Genomic DNA, 16,552 nt, shown 5'->3' on the forward strand with positions numbered 1-16,552 from the left:
TAGGAAGCTCACACCCTAAGGCTTCCCTCTCTGAAAATCGTAGAAAACTACTCATGTCCTCATCATGACATTTCAATATATTTCATTTATGTAGGTAATTATATGCTCAAAAACTTAGAAAATCAAGGGCGTTACCTTTATTTTTTAAATTTTTCACATTGCGCTCAAAATCATGTAATCCATGTAATTGGACCCGTTCTTGGAACACATTTCGCAAAGTAATAATCATATTATGATCTTGTTCTTTCGTATATAAATAAATCTTTTTAGGCGAAATAGAAAGAAGCGGCGCAATTACTTTCGTATCAATATATACATCATTTTGCTTTAATAATTCCTCATCTATATATTGGACCAACTTCTCCTGTTTTAAACGTCTACCTTTATCATCATAAAAGATAAAGCTTTCATCAAAAATAAGATGCACGCAAGACAAACGTGATTTACGGCTACTTACTTGTTGCCGAAGCGTCTCAATGAACATTTGGTATTCTTGCTCCATCTTATATTCATCAATTGCCACTTCCGCAAGTTTAGCCACCATTTCCCTATATGTACGAAGACGAAAACGGATATATGATGAAAACGAGAATGAGAGCGGATCACAAAGCCAATTATTTAAAGAAGACTTAATATATGACTCAAATGCGTTACGCGTTAAATCCTGAGCTACACCTTTTCTTTTTCCCTTTAAAATCTCATGTGCCATGTGCAATATTTGATGACACTCTTCTTGTTCTTCATAAAAAAACTTTTCTTTTAAAATCGTATAAATCCACTCATTTTGTTTCACATTCACAATGAAATACACCATTACTGGCAATAAGATCTTTTCAATATAATTCGATTCACGTACTGGTATGTGAATCACCACTTTTTGTTCCTGTAAATACACACTCGTTTCCTTATATAATACTTCCGCTCTTTTCAGCAATTGTCTATATACGTGCATAGCATCATTTTTTTCTTCGAAGCAAATTTCAATCACTTTTGTCCCCCCTTTTATCCCCGCTCTAAAGGACTGTATCTATACGTTACAAATCCTATAAGAGTCCGTTCCGCGTGAAGTTCACTCTTAGTAGAATTACATTTCCTATCGTTAGAAAACCCACTCAATATGGCTTGCTAATTTTATATATATTAAGGGAGGGAGAAAAAAATGATACAAGCTACTATGAATTTTTATTGTATACTTTACTCATCAATAAAAGGGGGTATCCGAATGTTTGAATATAAATTCGTAAAAGTCGAATTACATTGGGGGTTCACTCGCTCAAAACCAGCTGAAGACTACCAAGAAATTATTCAAGAACATGCTAGAAATGGCTGGAGGTTCGTACAGATTGTTGCCCCTACGATTGGCAGTTCTGGACAACCTGAATATTTCGACCTCATATTTGAAAAGAAAATATCACTATAATACAAAAGAGCAAGCTTCTCAGCTTGCTCTTTTACTTATGACGACGGTTTTTCCCACCAATTGGAATTGGTTTCGCTAAATATTTAATTCGTTCCATAATACGTGCTGCCTTCATTTCTTCAGCCTCGCCACGCTGCGTATACGTTAAATGGTGTTCCAGTTGTTTAAAATCAAAATTAGACGTAAAGAACGTCGGTAAGTTTTCTAACATACGGAATTGTAAGATTGCACCGAGCACATCGTCACGGACAAAGCTTGACATCGCTTCTGCCCCGATATCATCTAACATTAAAACTTGTACGCGTTTAACCGCATCAATCTTCTCACCAATCGAATTATCTTGAATTGAACTTTTAATTTCACGTAAAAATTCCGGGAAGTATACGAGCATCGAACTTATTTTCTTTCGAGCAAGCTCGTTCGCTATTGCTCCTAACAAATACGTTTTTCCTACACCAAATTTACCGTACAAATATAAACCTTGTGCTTTTTTACCTGGTTCATATGTACTTAAAAATTCATTCGCTGCACCAATCGCATCGATACGTGCATTTAAATCAGAAGGATCTAAGTTTTCCATAGTTGCCTGTAAAATATCCGTTGGCATATATACACTTTGAACAAGTTTTTCATATTTCTTTCTCTCGTCATGCGCTACTTTTCTAACGCAGCGATCGTATTGAATATCAATCATCTTCCCTTGAATAACAAGCTTTGGCTCGTACCCTTGTAGCATATTTTTACATGAGCCTAAATCCGGACAATCCACGCAACCTACACTTTGTCCAATATATTCATATAACTTCACAAGACTGCGCTCAATCATAGAAGTCGTTACTTCACCCTTATGTTCATCTATAAATTCTTTCACACGCGGATGCGCCATTACTTCTGCCTTTAATACTTCATATCTATTTTTAAAGTTTTCATTTTCCATTAATTTTGCAAATGAATTTTGAATATGCTCCATTTTCTCACCTCAAAGAGCGTTCATTCTCTTCTATTAATCACGCTTATATTTTTTTAACACTTCTTCTAGTCGTTTTCGTTCATCTTCTAGCGTACTTGCATCTTTTTCTACACTTATATCTTTCTTCACTGTTTCTTTCTCTTGTTCTTTCGGCTCTTCTTCCTTAAGCCAATCTGGCACCATTTCTTTCCGCACCGTTTTCTTCGCCGTACGGCCTTTTTTCTTCGTCTCAGCCCACTCTTGATATTGACGGTTCTCTTCTTTCGCTAACGCCATCGCGTCCGCTACTGTACCGACCTTTTTACGTGCCCAATGCCCAGCAATCTTCTCGACATACGTTTTCGCAAGTTTCATATCTGAGCGTAGCATAACGTAATAAATAAGTACATTCACAACTCCTGGTGTCAATTTTTGATTAATCATGACATCTTCAACAATCTGCAAGTCCGCTTTCGTTGCCTCTGCACCACCAGAAATCTCTTTCAATAGTTGTTTTGGTGAGATTTCCTCTAGCTGCTTTATTAGCATCTCCTCTTGCGATGAAGGCTCTTTCTCTTTCATCGTACGTGCAGCATGAGGCTGTACTCTTTCACTTAATACCGGTAATGCTTGACCATTTTCAAATTGATACCAATCGCGCGCTCCTTTTCTAAGCCTCTCCATATCAATTGTTTGCATCTCTGTCACTGCACCAAGAACGATATTTTGCATCGATAACACATCTACACCATACACGTAAGCAAGTGTTATAACGCAGTCTCTCACTTGATCTGTAATCGCCTTTTTAGGAACAAGAGCGGACAATCCATCTATAAATAAAGAGAAATCAAAGAAATCATTCCAAACTTTCGGAGCGTCTCCCTTCTCGTTACTTGGCATAGTTGTCGTTTTTGGAATACGAAGGTCTTCTTGCGCATGCTCAAGCTGTCCTGGATTAAACGAACCAAACACATCATTGAAAGAACGCGTAACATTTTCATAAGAAGCAAAATCAAATTCTTCTTCTAAGAAATATTGCTTTACTTGATTATATTTTGTCCTGCTCAATCGATTGTATAAAAAGATACTTAAAACAATATCATCAAAAAACTGCTTCGGAGATAAAGGTGGTTGCAACTCATATATGAACATTCGAATATCTTTTTCTTTCTTAATATATACCTTCAAAAGCCCAATTGCCTCTAACTTTACTCGTTCCTCATATACTTCAGGAAGTTGCATTTGCATAGTCACCATAAGGGAATGATGCGTATTCTCTTTTCCAAATACACGATCTTGCTCAAGCTCTCCCCATAGTGTCATGTATAAGCTAAAAGCTCTACTACCTATTAACGGCTGATACAACATCGTTAACACTTTTCGGTCGTAATTGTGCAGTAGTCCTTTCGCACTTACTTTATAACGATCAATCGGCAATAGCTCCATCCATGACTGTTTTTCCATTCTTGCTTTTCCTTTCTCTCATCCAATCTATCCTCTACTTCATTCGTTCTATCTTCATTATATAAATTCTTAGTGAAAAAGAGCTATTAGCTTGCGCTTCTAGCTCTCTTATCCTATTACTTACGGTATGTAAAGAGAATAAAATACAACTTCTACTCTCTTTCTTTTTGCAGTATATCTTTTAATTCTTCAATAAATACATTTAAATCTTTAAATTGACGATATACAGAAGCAAAACGTACGTAAGCAACATCATCAATATCGCGAAGTTCTTCCATAACAATTTCACCAATCATATCACTTTTCACTTCTGATATACCTAAATTACGCAGTTCACGTTCCACGCTTTGTGTTACTTCTTCTAATTGTCTTAAAGATACTGGTCTTTTTTCACACGCTTTAATTAAACCGCGTAAAATCTTTTCTTTATTAAACTCTTCTCGTGTGCCTTCTTTTTTTACAACGATAAGAGGTGACTCTTCTACCCTTTCAAAGGTCGTAAAGCGACTTAAGCAGCTTTCACACTCTCTCCTTCTTCGAATAGAGCGTCCCTCGTCTACCGGACGCGAATCTAACACTCTTGTACCATTATGAGAACAGGATGGACAACGCAATTCATTCACTCCTTTACACTATACTCTTTATTTTTCTCTACTCACTTCACCTAAAATATATATATACAATATTATATAACTCATTCTAACTCTCTTACCACTTTAAGTTCCAGCGCATCACTTTATCATCTCATCCTTAAAAATAAGATGGTATATAGGGCACTACCTCATTTGCAAGAGTCCAATTTATTCAACTAACGAGTACGTTATATTTTCCCTTTTTTATAAACTAAAAAAGAGGTGCATTATACACCTCTTTACATTTTAAATCAATTATGTTCTTTTTTAAAGAGCTTTTGTTTCTCTCTGCTTAATTTCGAAGCTACCAGTGCCTCGAGGAAGCTCGATGCTCTCACGCGTTTTCGCGTTTAAACCCTCTGCAATATATTCTGCAGCAACATTTGGATCAATACGATCCCCACAAGTATAAACATCAATACTTGCGTAACCGTGCTCCGGAAAGCTATGAATTGTTAAATGTGATTCTGAGATAATTACCACTCCACTTACACCTTGTGGTGCAAATTTATGGAAAGCAACCTCACGCACTTCAGCACCAGCTCTTAGTGCTGCATCCACAAATAATTGTTCAATATACGGCATGTCATTAAGCTTGTCGAAATCGCAATCCCAAAGTTCAGCGATCACGTGACGACCCATCGTATCCATAGTATCCATTCTACAGTTCCCCCTTGTAAATTTATTCTAACTGTTCGAATTGAAAACTAATTTGCAATTTGGCTTGCTCCACTACCACGGGGGAAAGTTAGTCCAGAGAGGTCCTAACCCTTTAAGTAGTGACTACGTACCTCAGCTCTTAAGTTTACGAGTGTTAGTATACTTTGTTTATTTTCATTTTGCAACAACAGTTTTTTCGATTTTCTGTCATATTTTCTTCTTTACTTTTCCCTAAAAAAAATAAACGATTCACAAATGCAGTAATCACAACGTTTCGTGGTATGTCCACCTTTTAAAATATACTTATATAATTTTTTTCCTTTTCAGAAAAAATTAAAAAAAGAGGGCAAATATTGCCTTGCCCTCTCCTCCCTTATTCACTTAAATGTGTTGCACATTTTCTTGTTTCGCTAACTCTTGAACAACTAACGTTACAAGATCTACAACACGACGAGAGTAGCCCCACTCGTTATCATACCAAGCAAGTACTTTCACTTTACGATCACCCATTACCATTGTAGATAAACCATCGATAATAGCTGAGTGTGTATTTGTATTAAAGTCGATAGATACTAAAGGCTCTTCGCTGAATTCTACAATACCTTTTAACGCACCGTTTGCAACAGTTTTGAATGCATCGTTAATAGCTTCAACTGTCACATCGCGTTTTACATCTACTACTAAATCAACAAGAGACACGTTTGGTGTTGGTACACGAAGTGCCATACCATGAAGTTTTCCGTTTAAATGTGGAAGAACTTTTGCTAGCGCTTTCGCAGCACCTGTCGTTGTCGGAATGATTGATTGTCCGCAAGCACGTGCTCTTCTTAAATCTTTATGTGGGTTATCAATATTTTTTTGGTCATTTGTATAAGCGTGAACTGTCGTCATTAAACCGTTTTCAATTCCAAACTGCTCATCTAACACCTTCACAACAGGCGCTAAACAATTTGTTGTACAAGATGCATTTGAAATAACAGTATGTTTTGTAATATCTAATTGGTCTTCGTTCACACCAACTACAATTGTTACATCTTCATTTTTACCAGGCGCTGTTAAAATAACTTTTTTCGCTCCAGCTTCAACGTGAAGAATTGCTTTTTCTTTTGAATTAAATTTACCAGTTGCTTCAATTACAACTTCAACACCTAAATCTGTCCAAGGCAATTCCTTTGGATCGCGGTTGTTTAAAAGGCGAATCATTTTTCCATCAACTAATAAGTGATCTTCAAATGCTTCTACTGTTCCGTCAAACTTGCCATGAACTGTATCATATTTAATTAAGTGTGCTAACGTTTCAGATGGATAGCTTGCATTGATTGCTACAATTTCGAATGCGCTTTCTTTTATTGCTTGACGAAATACCATTCTCCCAATACGTCCAAATCCATTAATTGCCACACGAGTCATAATATGTTATCCCCCTTGAATGCGTTATACTATTTATCTCCAATCCCAATAATAGTATAACACAAAAAGGGGATATGTCACTAAGCATTTTCATTAATTTCACAATTTTTTAGTCAATAATGTTCCACTTCTTTAAAATTACCTGCAATTGTGTTTTCGTTCCCATAATTGTGCCATCATTATTTATCACTTCATCTGCATTTTCCACTTTTTCTTCTAACGGCATTTGAGATTGAATACGAGCTGTTGCTTCTTCTTCTGAAAAGTTATTTCGTTTCATTAAACGTTCTAATTGCGTATGCGGCTTAACCGCTACAACTAAAATGCGGTCAACGAGACTTGTTAATTTGCTTTCAAATAAGAGAGGAATATCTAACACAACCGCTTGCATACCTTCTTTTATGTACATTTCCTTTTGCCTATTCATTTCCTCACGCACTGCAGGATGAACAATTTTATTTAACTGCAATCGTTTTTCTTCATTATAGAAAACGACACTTCCTAGTTTTGGACGATCTAGTTCTCCATCTTCTTGTAACACTTCCGTTCCAAATACTTCTACTATTTTGTTATATGCTGGTTTTCCTCGCTCTACAACTTCTCTTGCGATAATATCTGCATCAATAACTGGTATGCTCAGTTCACGAAACATTTCTGATACCGTACTTTTTCCGCTTGCAATGCCTCCCGTTAATCCAATTACTACTGTCATAATAATCCTCCTCATAATAAAAGGCGCGAAACTAATGTTCCACGCCCATACTTACATTTTCCAAATTCCAATAATGATGAGTAATACTCCAGGCAGGAATGTAAATTTTTGTAACCACTTCATATTTGATAAAACCGTTCCAAGTTTCATTCCAATAAATAAAAACAAAGAACTCATAACTGCAACTAATATCGCCATCATAGCGGGTGCATACCCTAATAAAGATGCACCAATTCCGGCACCAAATGAATCTACAGAAAGAGCTATACCAAGAAGTAATGCTTCTCCTGCAGAAATGGTGCCTGATTTATCAAAATCTGCAACAGTCGGTTTCCGTAAAATTTGAATCACTAGGCCTAGCGAGGCAATCTCTAATTTCCAGACCTTCTCCTCTTGCTTCGGTTCTTCTTTTTTCTCACTTCGAAAAAATTGATATAATACCCAAATCCCTATTCCAATAAGAACAAGCCCACCGATACGCGTTGCGATAACAGGTGAAAATACTTTCGCGATCATATGTCCAATTCCCATTGAAACAAGCATAACAGCCGCTGAACACATTCCGATAATTATAATTGATCTTAGTGGAATTCTTACGCTTCTTAAACCATATGTTAGCCCTACACTACAGCTATCTAAGCTTAATGTAAAAGCTAATAAAATAAGAGATAAATAAAGGTACATCGGTAAGCTCCTCCCTTATACATAGCTCTGCTGTATGTATATGACAAATGCCTATCCGATGTTATCTCTTTTCTATATTCTAGGCTGACAAATTGGGCAGTAATGCGTTCCTCGCCCGCCAACAACTGTTTTTTCTAATATCGTGCCACAAGTTACGCACGGCTCTCCTTTTTTCCCATATACATTTAGGAGTTCTTGGAAAGAACCAATTTGCCCTTGTGAGTTGATATACGTCCGAATTGTACTTCCGCCACGCTTTACTGCTTCGCCTAGCGTTGTAACGGTAGCCTCATAAATTCGCTCAATTTCTTCTACTGTTAAAGACGAAGATTCTCGTTCCGGATGAATTTGAGAACGGAATAAAACTTCATCTACATATATATTTCCAAGCCCTACTAAAAGACGCTGATCCAGTAGCACAACTTTTATTTTACGATTTGTCTTTTGTAATCTTTCTTGTAAATACTGCGGTGTCATTTCAGCATCAAATGGCTCCGGACCTAAGTCCGCAAGAGGCATTTGGTTCATTTCTTCACCTTTCTTAAAGAGATGCATCGTACCAAACTTTCTCACATCTTTATAATGTAATTCCGTTCCATCTGTAAATAAGAAACGGACGTGCGTATGTTTATCAATCGGCTCATCCTCTTGATGTAGTAAAAACTTACCTTCCATACGCAAATGTGAAACAATAACATAATTCGTTACATATAGAAGCAAAAACTTACCTCTTCGCTTTATATTTTCAATCTTCTCGCCTTTTAGCATTTCTTTAAAGATTTCTGCATCATCCGGTCGTTTCACTATTTTTGGATAAGTAACAATAACATCTTCAATCGTTTTTCCTGTTACAAGATTTTCAAGTGTCCGTCTGACGTTTTCAACCTCTGGTAATTCAGGCATTTCATCACTTCCTTATTTTGCGTCGTACCAAGTTGGACCGTAAGAATAATCAACTTTCAGCGGAACTGCAAGTTCAATCGCATGCTCCATTACTTCAGGTACAAGCTTCTCTAATTTTTCAATTTCTTCTTTTGGCGCTTCAAATATCAATTCATCGTGTACTTGTAGAAGAAGACGTGCTTGTAATCCTTCTTCTTCTAAACGATCTGCCATAATAATCATCGCTTTTTTAATAATATCTGCTGCAGTACCTTGAATTGGTGTATTCATCGCTGTACGCTCAGCGAAGCTACGCAAGTTGAAATTACGACTCGTAATTTCTGGAATATAACGGCGACGATTTAATAATGTAGCCACATATCCTTTTTGTTTCGCATCTTTTACGATGTCCTCCATGTATTCTTGTACACCAGGGAAACTTTCTAAATACTTTTCAATAAATTCCGCCGCTGCTTTTCTTGTAATTCCTAAGTTTTGCGAAAGACCATAATCACTAATACCATACACAATTCCGAAGTTAACAGCTTTCGCTTGTCGTCTCATATTTGAAGTTACTTCATCTTTTTCAACGCCAAATACATCCATAGCTGTTTTCGTATGAATATCCATATCATGTTGGAACGCTTCAACTAGCCCTTTATCATTTGCAATATGAGCTAATACACGTAGTTCGATTTGTGAATAATCAGCCGCATACATAATCCATCCTTCTTCTGATGGAACAAATGCCTGACGAATCTTTCTTCCTTCTTCTAATCGAATCGGGATATTTTGCAAGTTCGGATCCGTTGAACTTAATCGACCTGTTTGCGTTAACACTTGATTAAAGCGAGTATGAATTTTAGATGAATCTTCATGTACAACTTTCAGTAAACCTTCAATGTAAGTTGAATTTAGCTTCCCTAATTGACGATAATGTAAAATATTTGGAATAATTTCATGGTGATTCATAAGCTTATCTAGTACATCAGCTGACGTAGAATAACCTGTTTTCGTCTTTTTAATAACCGGTAAGTTTAAGTTCTCAAACAGAATAACACCAAGCTGCTTCGGTGAGTTAATATTAAATTCTGTTCCCGCAAGCTTATAAATTTCCTGTTCCATTTCCTTTAATCTACCCGCAAGTTCTTCTCCCATATTACGAAGACGCTCTGTATCAACTTTTACACCCTTTACTTCCATATCAGCTAATACACGTGCAAGCGGCAATTCTAATTCTGTAAACAGTTCATATTGCTCATTCTTCTTTAACTCCTCAACGAATGTTTGCTTTACATCATATAATACATGCACTTTACGAGCCACATGCTCCGCTACTACCTCTAACTTTGGAACAGCACGCTTCGCACCTTTTCCGTAAACTTCTTCATCAGATTTCACAGCATGCGTTTCTTTCATTTTCGCTACAGTACGGAAGTCTTTATCCGTATCAGCTGGATCAAGTAAATAAGCAGCGATTAATAGATCAAAGTCAATCCCTTGCATATCTATCCCATTCCATTTCAGTGCAACGATTGCACGCTTCGCATCAAATGTATGCTTTCTCATTTCTCCATCTGCAAGCCACTCTTTAAAAGCATCTGACTTAAGAGCAATGTCTGTCTGAATAAAGTAACATCCATTTTCATTTTGAATACCGAAACCTTGAATGTCTGCTTTATGATAGTTATCTTCTTGTACTTCAACGATAAGCGCACTATCTTGCTGAAGCATTTCTTCTGTAACTTCTTCCACAATATCAAATGTAATATCATCTAATTCAGCTGGAGCAGTTTCTTCTGGCGTAACGCCTAATTTATTTAAAAGAGATGTAAATCCTAAACTCTCGAACATTGGAATGACATCACTTGCTTCATATCCTTTATACGCCATATCATCCACATGAACTGTAATCGGCGCATCTGTAATAATAGTTGCAAGATCCTTACTCATAAGAGCTTGTTCTTTATTTTCTTCCAGTTTTTCTTTTAATTTCTTCCCACTTACTTGATCTATATTTTCATACACCGCTTCAACCGTTCCAAACTGTGTTAACAATTTAATTGCCGTTTTTTCACCAACTCCTGGTACACCCGGTATATTATCTGACTGGTCTCCCATTAAACCTTTCATATCGATAATTTGCTTTGGTGATAAGCTGTATTTTTCAAATAAAGCTTCTTTCGTATATTCATCCACTTCTGTAATCCCTTTTCGCGGAATACATACAAGCGTGTTATCAGAAACAAGTTGAAGTAAATCTTTATCTCCTGAAATAACTTTTACACTTGCCCCTTGCTCACTCGCTTCTTTCGCTAACGTTCCCATGATGTCATCCGCTTCATAATTTTCTAATTCATAACGCGGTACATTGAACGCATCCAGCATCTCACGAATAAACGGGAACTGCTCTGATAATTCAGGTGGAGTCTTTTGACGCCCTCCTTTATACTCACTATACGTTTTATGACGGAACGTTGTTTTGCCTGCATCAAACGCCACTAACATATGAGTCGGCTTTTCTTCCTCTAATATTCTCATTAACATCATTGTAAAACCGTAAATTGCGTTCGTATGTATACCTTTGTCGTTATTTAAAAGCGGTAGTGCAAAGAAAGCACGATACGCGATATTATTACCATCTACTAATACGACCTTTTTTTCCAAAATTAAAACCTCCCCATACAAATTTGAAATGATTTTTTTCACAGAAAAAAACCGTTCCTTTCCTCTCTCTATATTAACATGACTAATAGAGAGAAGAAAAATAACGGCTATTTTCTTTCATATATAAAACAGACTTATATTGGCATAAAGGGAAGTGACGAGAACAGCTTAACTATTCTCGTCCAAAATTACTCCTTGGATGAAGGGGTTTTCATGTATTATATTAACAGAGCTTTATTAATATTTAATTAAGCCATTGTTAATATATTGTAAACATCCTTCATCCTATTTTTCAGTTGCTGATTTCGGTAAAACAACTGTAAACGTTGTCCCTTCTCCAACTTCACTATCTACTGTAATCGTACCTTGATGCGCCTCAACTAAATGCTTTACGATCGACAATCCAAGGCCGGTACCACCAGTATTTCTACTTCTTGCTTTATCCACCCGGTAGAAACGTTCAAAAATACGCGGAATTTCCTCTTTACTAATACCAATTCCAGTATCCGATACTTTTATATAAGCATTATATTTATCTTCCGCTAACTCTACTGAAACAACGCCTCCAGCCGGTGTATATACGATTGCGTTATTAATTAAATTAATAAAGATTTGTTTCAAACGACTTGGATCTCCAATAACAGAGGCACGTTTTAATACATTCACTTGTAAAGAGATTTCTTTTTCTCCTGCTTTATTATCAAGTACCATATGAATATCTTCAAGCAGCCCCTTCATATCAACGGTTCCCATATTTAATTTAAATCCTTGTTGTTCGATCTTCGACAAATCTAATAAATCTTCAATTAATCCTTGCATGCGCTCACTTTCTTTTAAAATAATGTGCAAGAAATGTTCGCAGAATTTTTTATTATCCATCGCTCCGTCTAAGAGTGTTTCTGAAAAACCTTTAATAGAAGTAATCGGTGTCTTTAATTCATGAGAAACATTCGCTAAAAAGTCTTTTCTCATTTGTTCTAATTTCTTTAACTCTGTTATGTCATGGAATACGAGAACAATCCCTTTCCATTCATGGTTTGTCCCGATAATCGGCGCTCCATATACTTCGAAATGCTTCCGTTCAATTCCAAGTGGCAATAACATTTGTTTACGCACTTTCACTTCTGTCATAAAGATTTCTTCTACAAGCTCAATAATTTCTGTATGATGAAACGATTCATAATATAAGCGATCTAAATATTCTTCATCTGTTACGTGGAAAGTTTCCTTATAAGAGCGGTTTACAAGGTTTATATATCCTCGGCTATCAATTAAAATCATTCCGCTTCCCATATTTTCAATTAACGTATGCAGACGATCTTGCTGCATTTCTTGTTCAAGTGTCATCTCTTGTAAATTTCTTGCTAAAATATTAATCGCTTTACTCAGCATTCCTGTTTCATCCGAATGACTTTCGTATGCACGTGCTTTATAATTACCCTTTGCCAATTCAATTGCAACTTTCGTAACCGATTCAATTGGCCTAATATATTGCCCTGTAATTTTCATACCTAAAAATACAACTACGAGACAAGCAATGACAAATCCGATAATTAATAATCCCCACGTTTTTTGATGTACATCTCTTAAAGGATCAATTATACTTTTCACCAAAATGTATCCTTGTTTTCCTTCTACATCTTGAACGAACACCGCATGATAAAATTCATTCTTTCGATCCGTTTCTTTCGTAATTACTTTACTTCGTTGTTTTGCCACTTCCGAAGAAAGTTCTTTAATCGTCTCTGGACTAAATGCCAATTCTTGTCCTTTTCTATATTGAACTTTCTTTTTTTCATCTAAAAATGCGATAGAAACTGGTATTTTTTCTTCTAACTTTTCAAATACGTATGGATTTTTTAAGACATTATTAAAACCTTGCTCTTCTGCTAACGTCGCAACATACTCCGTCTCTTTTACCATTCTCTCTTTAGCATGATCTATATAGTAGTTTTCAAACACAGTTTCTAGTAATAAACCTAGTCCAACTAAAATAAATACAATAAGAGAAACAAATGTAAAAAGAAGCCTGGAACGAAATTTATTCATTCCCTTTTGGCTCCTCTAATTTATATCCTAAACCACGTATCGTTTTAATGTACGCCGGTTTTTTCGTATTTTGTTCAATTTTATCGCGCAAATGGCTAATATGAACATCAACAATTCGTGTATCACCAGCAAAATCATAATTCCATACAGCACTTAATAATTGATCACGTGTCAACACGCGACTTTTATTTTTCGCAAGATACACAAGTAGTTCAAATTCTTTTGGTGTTAATTCAAGCTTTCTTCCTTGGAAATAAGCCTCATAAAACTCCGGTAAAATTTTAAGTTCTGCAATTGTGATGCTATCTTCGTCTGGCGCTTCTGCAACTTGTTCTTCTTGTTGTAATTTCGTGCGGCGCAAAATTGCCTTCACACGAGCAACAACTTCTCTTGGACTAAATGGCTTTGTCATATAATCATCTGCCCCAAGTTCAAGGCCTAGCACCTTATCAAACTCATCATCTTTTGCCGTTAACATTAAAATCGGCGTCATAACGCGCTGCAATCGTAATTCTTTACACACTTCCATACCATCCATTTTCGGAAGCATTAAATCTAATATAATTAAATCTGGGCGTTCTGTTGTCGCTTTTTGAAGCGCCATTTCTCCATCCATCGCTGTTATAACTTCAAACCCAGCTTGTTGTAAATTAAATTCGATTAAAGTTAAGATAAATTCCTCATCATCAACTACTAAAATACGATTGTTCATTCTTTTCCTCCAAGTTATAGACTTGAAACCTTCTTCATCCTAGTATTTTCCCCGTTATTCTCATCATACTAGAAAACAAGGTCCCTCTCAATATAATTGTCTATTCATGGAGAGCGTTTGTGTAGAATTGAGAAAATAGAAGTAATTACAATTCACCTGCAACTACACAGGATTTTGCCAAACTTTATAGATTGCTCTCTCTTCTTTAAAGCTCACTTCCGTATGAACTATAAAATCTTAATTTTGTGCTAGGAAAAACGAAAGAGCATACGCTATTTTATAATCTGGTGTTTCATATCCATCAAATACTCTCCCGTACATTTCATTCACAAACCCGTCTGCCCACACTTCAGCTTCTCTTACCGTTTCAAAGATCACGTCTTCTCTTTTCCACCTTACCTAAAAAACCACTCCTTTAATTGACTTCAATTACCGATGATTATATCATTAATCTTAATATATGAATTAACAATATACGGAGGTCTATTATGCGACTAATACTATCCATTCTATCTTTAGCAGTCACATGTATCCTTGCTTTTAACGCTCCGAGCTGGGATACGATTAAAATGGGGTGCTCAGAATTTGCTGAAGGGTTCTTCAACTAAAAATAGCGCTAGCATCCTTATTAAAGGTATGCTAGCGCTATTCATATTTTCATCTTTTTAAAAATTATCTAATGCTTTTTCCATAATAGAAACTGATTTAAAAGGTGGCGTTACTGTTAATGAACCTTTCACAACAGTTTCTCCTTTTTCATCATGAGCAGATACAAGCATATCAATTGTATGTTCCTCCTCAGAAACAGCCACAACTTCAAAGTGGATTTGTAACGTTTCATAATGGTGAACATGTTTCACGAATGTAAGGTCCTTTCTCGTAATATGACTTCCTGGACCCGGTAAATATTTCGTAACCGCCGTTGTAATCATTCCCGTTAGCATAATGCTTGGTACAATCGGCTTTTCATACGGAGTTTGGGATGCGTAATCATGCTGAATATATAATGGATTGGCATCATTCGTTAACCCTAAGTACAATAACAAATCTTTATCCTCAATTTTTTCAGTGATAGATAATTTCTCTCCTACTGTAATTTCATCCATTTTACGACCAATTTGAACTTTTTTCTTTAACATGTTACAACCCCCTCCGATTTTTTCACCTTATTATCCTACTAAAAGCGATACCTTATCCGAAATTTACTATGATGAGGGCAATGTATAGTATAAATCTACAGTTTCATTATAGGATATTACAAATGATAGCGTTTTCATATTATTTCAAAAAAACAATTCGGTAAATAGTAGAAAAAGATTCGGAATCCCGAATCTTTTTCACTACTATTCAATTATTAAACAAGAACTTTCATTACGTTACGTACAGATTCTACAGAGCGATCTAACGCTTCTTTTTCATCTGCAAGAAGTTCTAATTCAATAATTTTTTCAATTCCGTTACCACCTAGAATTACTGGTACCCCTAAGTAAAGGTCACTATAACCATACTCACCTTCAAGGTACGCAATAGCCGGTAATACACGGCGTTGATCTTTTAAGATTGCTTCTGTCATTTCAACTAAAGAAGCTGCTGGTGCGTAATATGCACTACCGTTTCCTAATAAGCCTACAATCTCACCGCCACCTTTACGTGTACGTTCTACGATTGCTTCTAAACGCTCTTTCGGAATTAACGTTTCTAACGGAATACCGCCTGCATAAGAATAACGCACAAGAGGTACCATGTCGTCACCGTGTCCACCAAGAACAAATCCTGTAATATCTTTTACAGAAAGATTTAATTCTTGTGCGATGAATGTACGGAAACGAGCTGTATCTAATACACCCGATTGACCGATAACACGCTCTTTCGGGAATCCTGCTTCTTTAAATACAGAATATGTCATTGCATCAACTGGATTTGTTAACACAACAATAATTGCATTTGGTGAATGTTTTGCAATGTCGCGCGTAATACTTTTCATAATTTTAGAGTTTGTTGCTACTAAGTCATCACGGCTCATACCAGGCTTACGTGCAATACCTGCTGTAATAACGACAACGTCAGAATCAGCAGTATCTGCGTAATCAGATGTTCCAATAATGTTAGCATCAAAACCTTGTACTGGGCTCGCTTCTAACATATCTAACGCTTTCCCTTTTGTTGGATTTTCCAGTTGTGGAATGTCCACTAATACAACATCTGCAAGTTCTTTTTGTGCTAATAAGAATGCCGTTGTTGCTCCTGTAAATCCTGCACCGATGACTGAAACCTTCTTGCGTTTGATTGTCATAATTTACCCCCCGCTTTA

The 16,552-nt window shown here is 36.3% G+C and carries 15 protein-coding genes, 1 pseudogene and 1 other annotated feature (1 of these 17 running past the window's edge); of the genes and pseudogenes, 1 reads left to right on the forward strand and 15 read right to left on the reverse strand.

Features of this window, described 5'->3' with window-relative positions; all coding sequences use genetic code 11:
- Positions 1–75 (reverse strand) — a binding site (T-box leader) (it extends 154 nt beyond the left edge of the window).
- 31 nt (positions 76–106) lie between these two features.
- Positions 107–988 carry a putative sporulation protein YtxC gene (ytxC, locus tag MKY38_RS28265; protein ID WP_000569625.1) on the reverse strand — a complete coding sequence of 294 codons (882 nt, stop codon included), beginning with the start codon at positions 986–988 and terminating at the stop codon, positions 107–109.
- A 234-nt stretch (positions 989–1,222) separates the two neighbouring features.
- Between ytxC and MKY38_RS28270 the strand changes: the two genes are divergently transcribed.
- Positions 1,223–1,420, forward strand: a complete 198-nt coding sequence (locus MKY38_RS28270) for a DUF4177 domain-containing protein (RefSeq protein WP_000464458.1) — start codon at positions 1,223–1,225, stop codon at positions 1,418–1,420.
- Between the two features lie 31 nt (positions 1,421–1,451).
- On the opposite strand, the gene dnaI is transcribed toward MKY38_RS28270, so the two are convergent.
- From dnaI to mdh, 14 genes and pseudogenes are all read right to left on the reverse strand, one after another.
- Positions 1,452–2,390, reverse strand: a complete 939-nt coding sequence (dnaI, locus tag MKY38_RS28275) for a primosomal protein DnaI (protein ID WP_000400104.1) — start codon at positions 2,388–2,390, stop codon at positions 1,452–1,454.
- 33 nt (positions 2,391–2,423) lie between these two features.
- On the reverse strand, positions 2,424–3,833 hold the full coding sequence (locus MKY38_RS28280) for a replication initiation and membrane attachment family protein (RefSeq protein WP_065222748.1): 1,410 nt from the start codon (positions 3,831–3,833) through the stop codon (positions 2,424–2,426).
- Positions 3,834–3,985: 152 nt separating this feature from the next.
- Positions 3,986–4,447 carry a transcriptional regulator NrdR gene (nrdR, locus tag MKY38_RS28285; RefSeq protein WP_001203687.1) on the reverse strand — a complete coding sequence of 154 codons (462 nt, stop codon included), beginning with the start codon at positions 4,445–4,447 and terminating at the stop codon, positions 3,986–3,988.
- Positions 4,448–4,732: 285 nt separating this feature from the next.
- The gene (gene speD / locus MKY38_RS28290; RefSeq protein ID WP_002003660.1) at positions 4,733–5,116 is read right to left on the reverse strand and encodes an adenosylmethionine decarboxylase; all 384 of its coding nucleotides are present in this window, start codon (positions 5,114–5,116) and stop codon (positions 4,733–4,735) included.
- Positions 5,117–5,506: 390 nt separating this feature from the next.
- A complete protein-coding gene (locus MKY38_RS28295) occupies positions 5,507–6,535 on the reverse strand; it encodes a glyceraldehyde-3-phosphate dehydrogenase (protein ID WP_000198975.1) in 1,029 nt (342 codons plus the stop codon).
- 109 nt (positions 6,536–6,644) lie between these two features.
- Positions 6,645–7,247, reverse strand: a complete 603-nt coding sequence (gene coaE / locus MKY38_RS28300) for a dephospho-CoA kinase (RefSeq protein WP_016123436.1) — start codon at positions 7,245–7,247, stop codon at positions 6,645–6,647.
- Positions 7,248–7,298: 51 nt separating this feature from the next.
- Entirely contained in the window at positions 7,299–7,931 is a 633-nt protein-coding gene (ytaF, locus tag MKY38_RS28305) for a sporulation membrane protein YtaF (RefSeq protein ID WP_000281744.1), read from the reverse strand.
- 72 nt (positions 7,932–8,003) lie between these two features.
- Positions 8,004–8,834 carry a DNA-formamidopyrimidine glycosylase gene (gene mutM / locus MKY38_RS28310; protein ID WP_341050900.1) on the reverse strand — a complete coding sequence of 277 codons (831 nt, stop codon included), beginning with the start codon at positions 8,832–8,834 and terminating at the stop codon, positions 8,004–8,006.
- Between the two features lie 12 nt (positions 8,835–8,846).
- The gene (gene polA / locus MKY38_RS28315; RefSeq protein WP_000412803.1) at positions 8,847–11,480 is read right to left on the reverse strand and encodes a DNA polymerase I; all 2,634 of its coding nucleotides are present in this window, start codon (positions 11,478–11,480) and stop codon (positions 8,847–8,849) included.
- A gap of 285 nt (positions 11,481–11,765) precedes the next feature.
- Positions 11,766–13,529, reverse strand: coding sequence for a sensory box histidine kinase PhoR (phoR, locus tag MKY38_RS28320; RefSeq protein WP_341050903.1), 1,764 nt, complete (start codon positions 13,527–13,529; stop codon positions 11,766–11,768).
- Entirely contained in the window at positions 13,522–14,241 is a 720-nt protein-coding gene (gene phoP, locus MKY38_RS28325; RefSeq protein ID WP_065222744.1) for a two-component system response regulator PhoP, read from the reverse strand. Before phoP ends, phoR begins: the two co-directional genes overlap by 8 nt.
- A gap of 162 nt (positions 14,242–14,403) precedes the next feature.
- Positions 14,404–14,619 (reverse strand): annotated as a pseudogene (locus MKY38_RS28330) (hypothetical protein).
- Between the two features lie 287 nt (positions 14,620–14,906).
- Positions 14,907–15,380: a MaoC family dehydratase gene (locus MKY38_RS28335; protein ID WP_000914180.1), complete on the reverse strand. Its 474-nt coding sequence runs from the start codon at positions 15,378–15,380 to the stop codon at positions 14,907–14,909.
- Between the two features lie 215 nt (positions 15,381–15,595).
- Positions 15,596–16,534 (reverse strand): malate dehydrogenase, encoded by a 939-nt coding sequence (gene mdh / locus MKY38_RS28340; protein WP_000153232.1) that lies wholly within the window; start codon positions 16,532–16,534, stop codon positions 15,596–15,598.
- Positions 16,535–16,552: the final 18 nt, after the last annotated feature.

The sequence above is a fragment of the Bacillus sp. FSL R5-0585 genome (assembly GCF_038004545.1).
Classification (GTDB): domain Bacteria; phylum Bacillota; class Bacilli; order Bacillales; family Bacillaceae_G; genus Bacillus_A; species Bacillus_A cereus.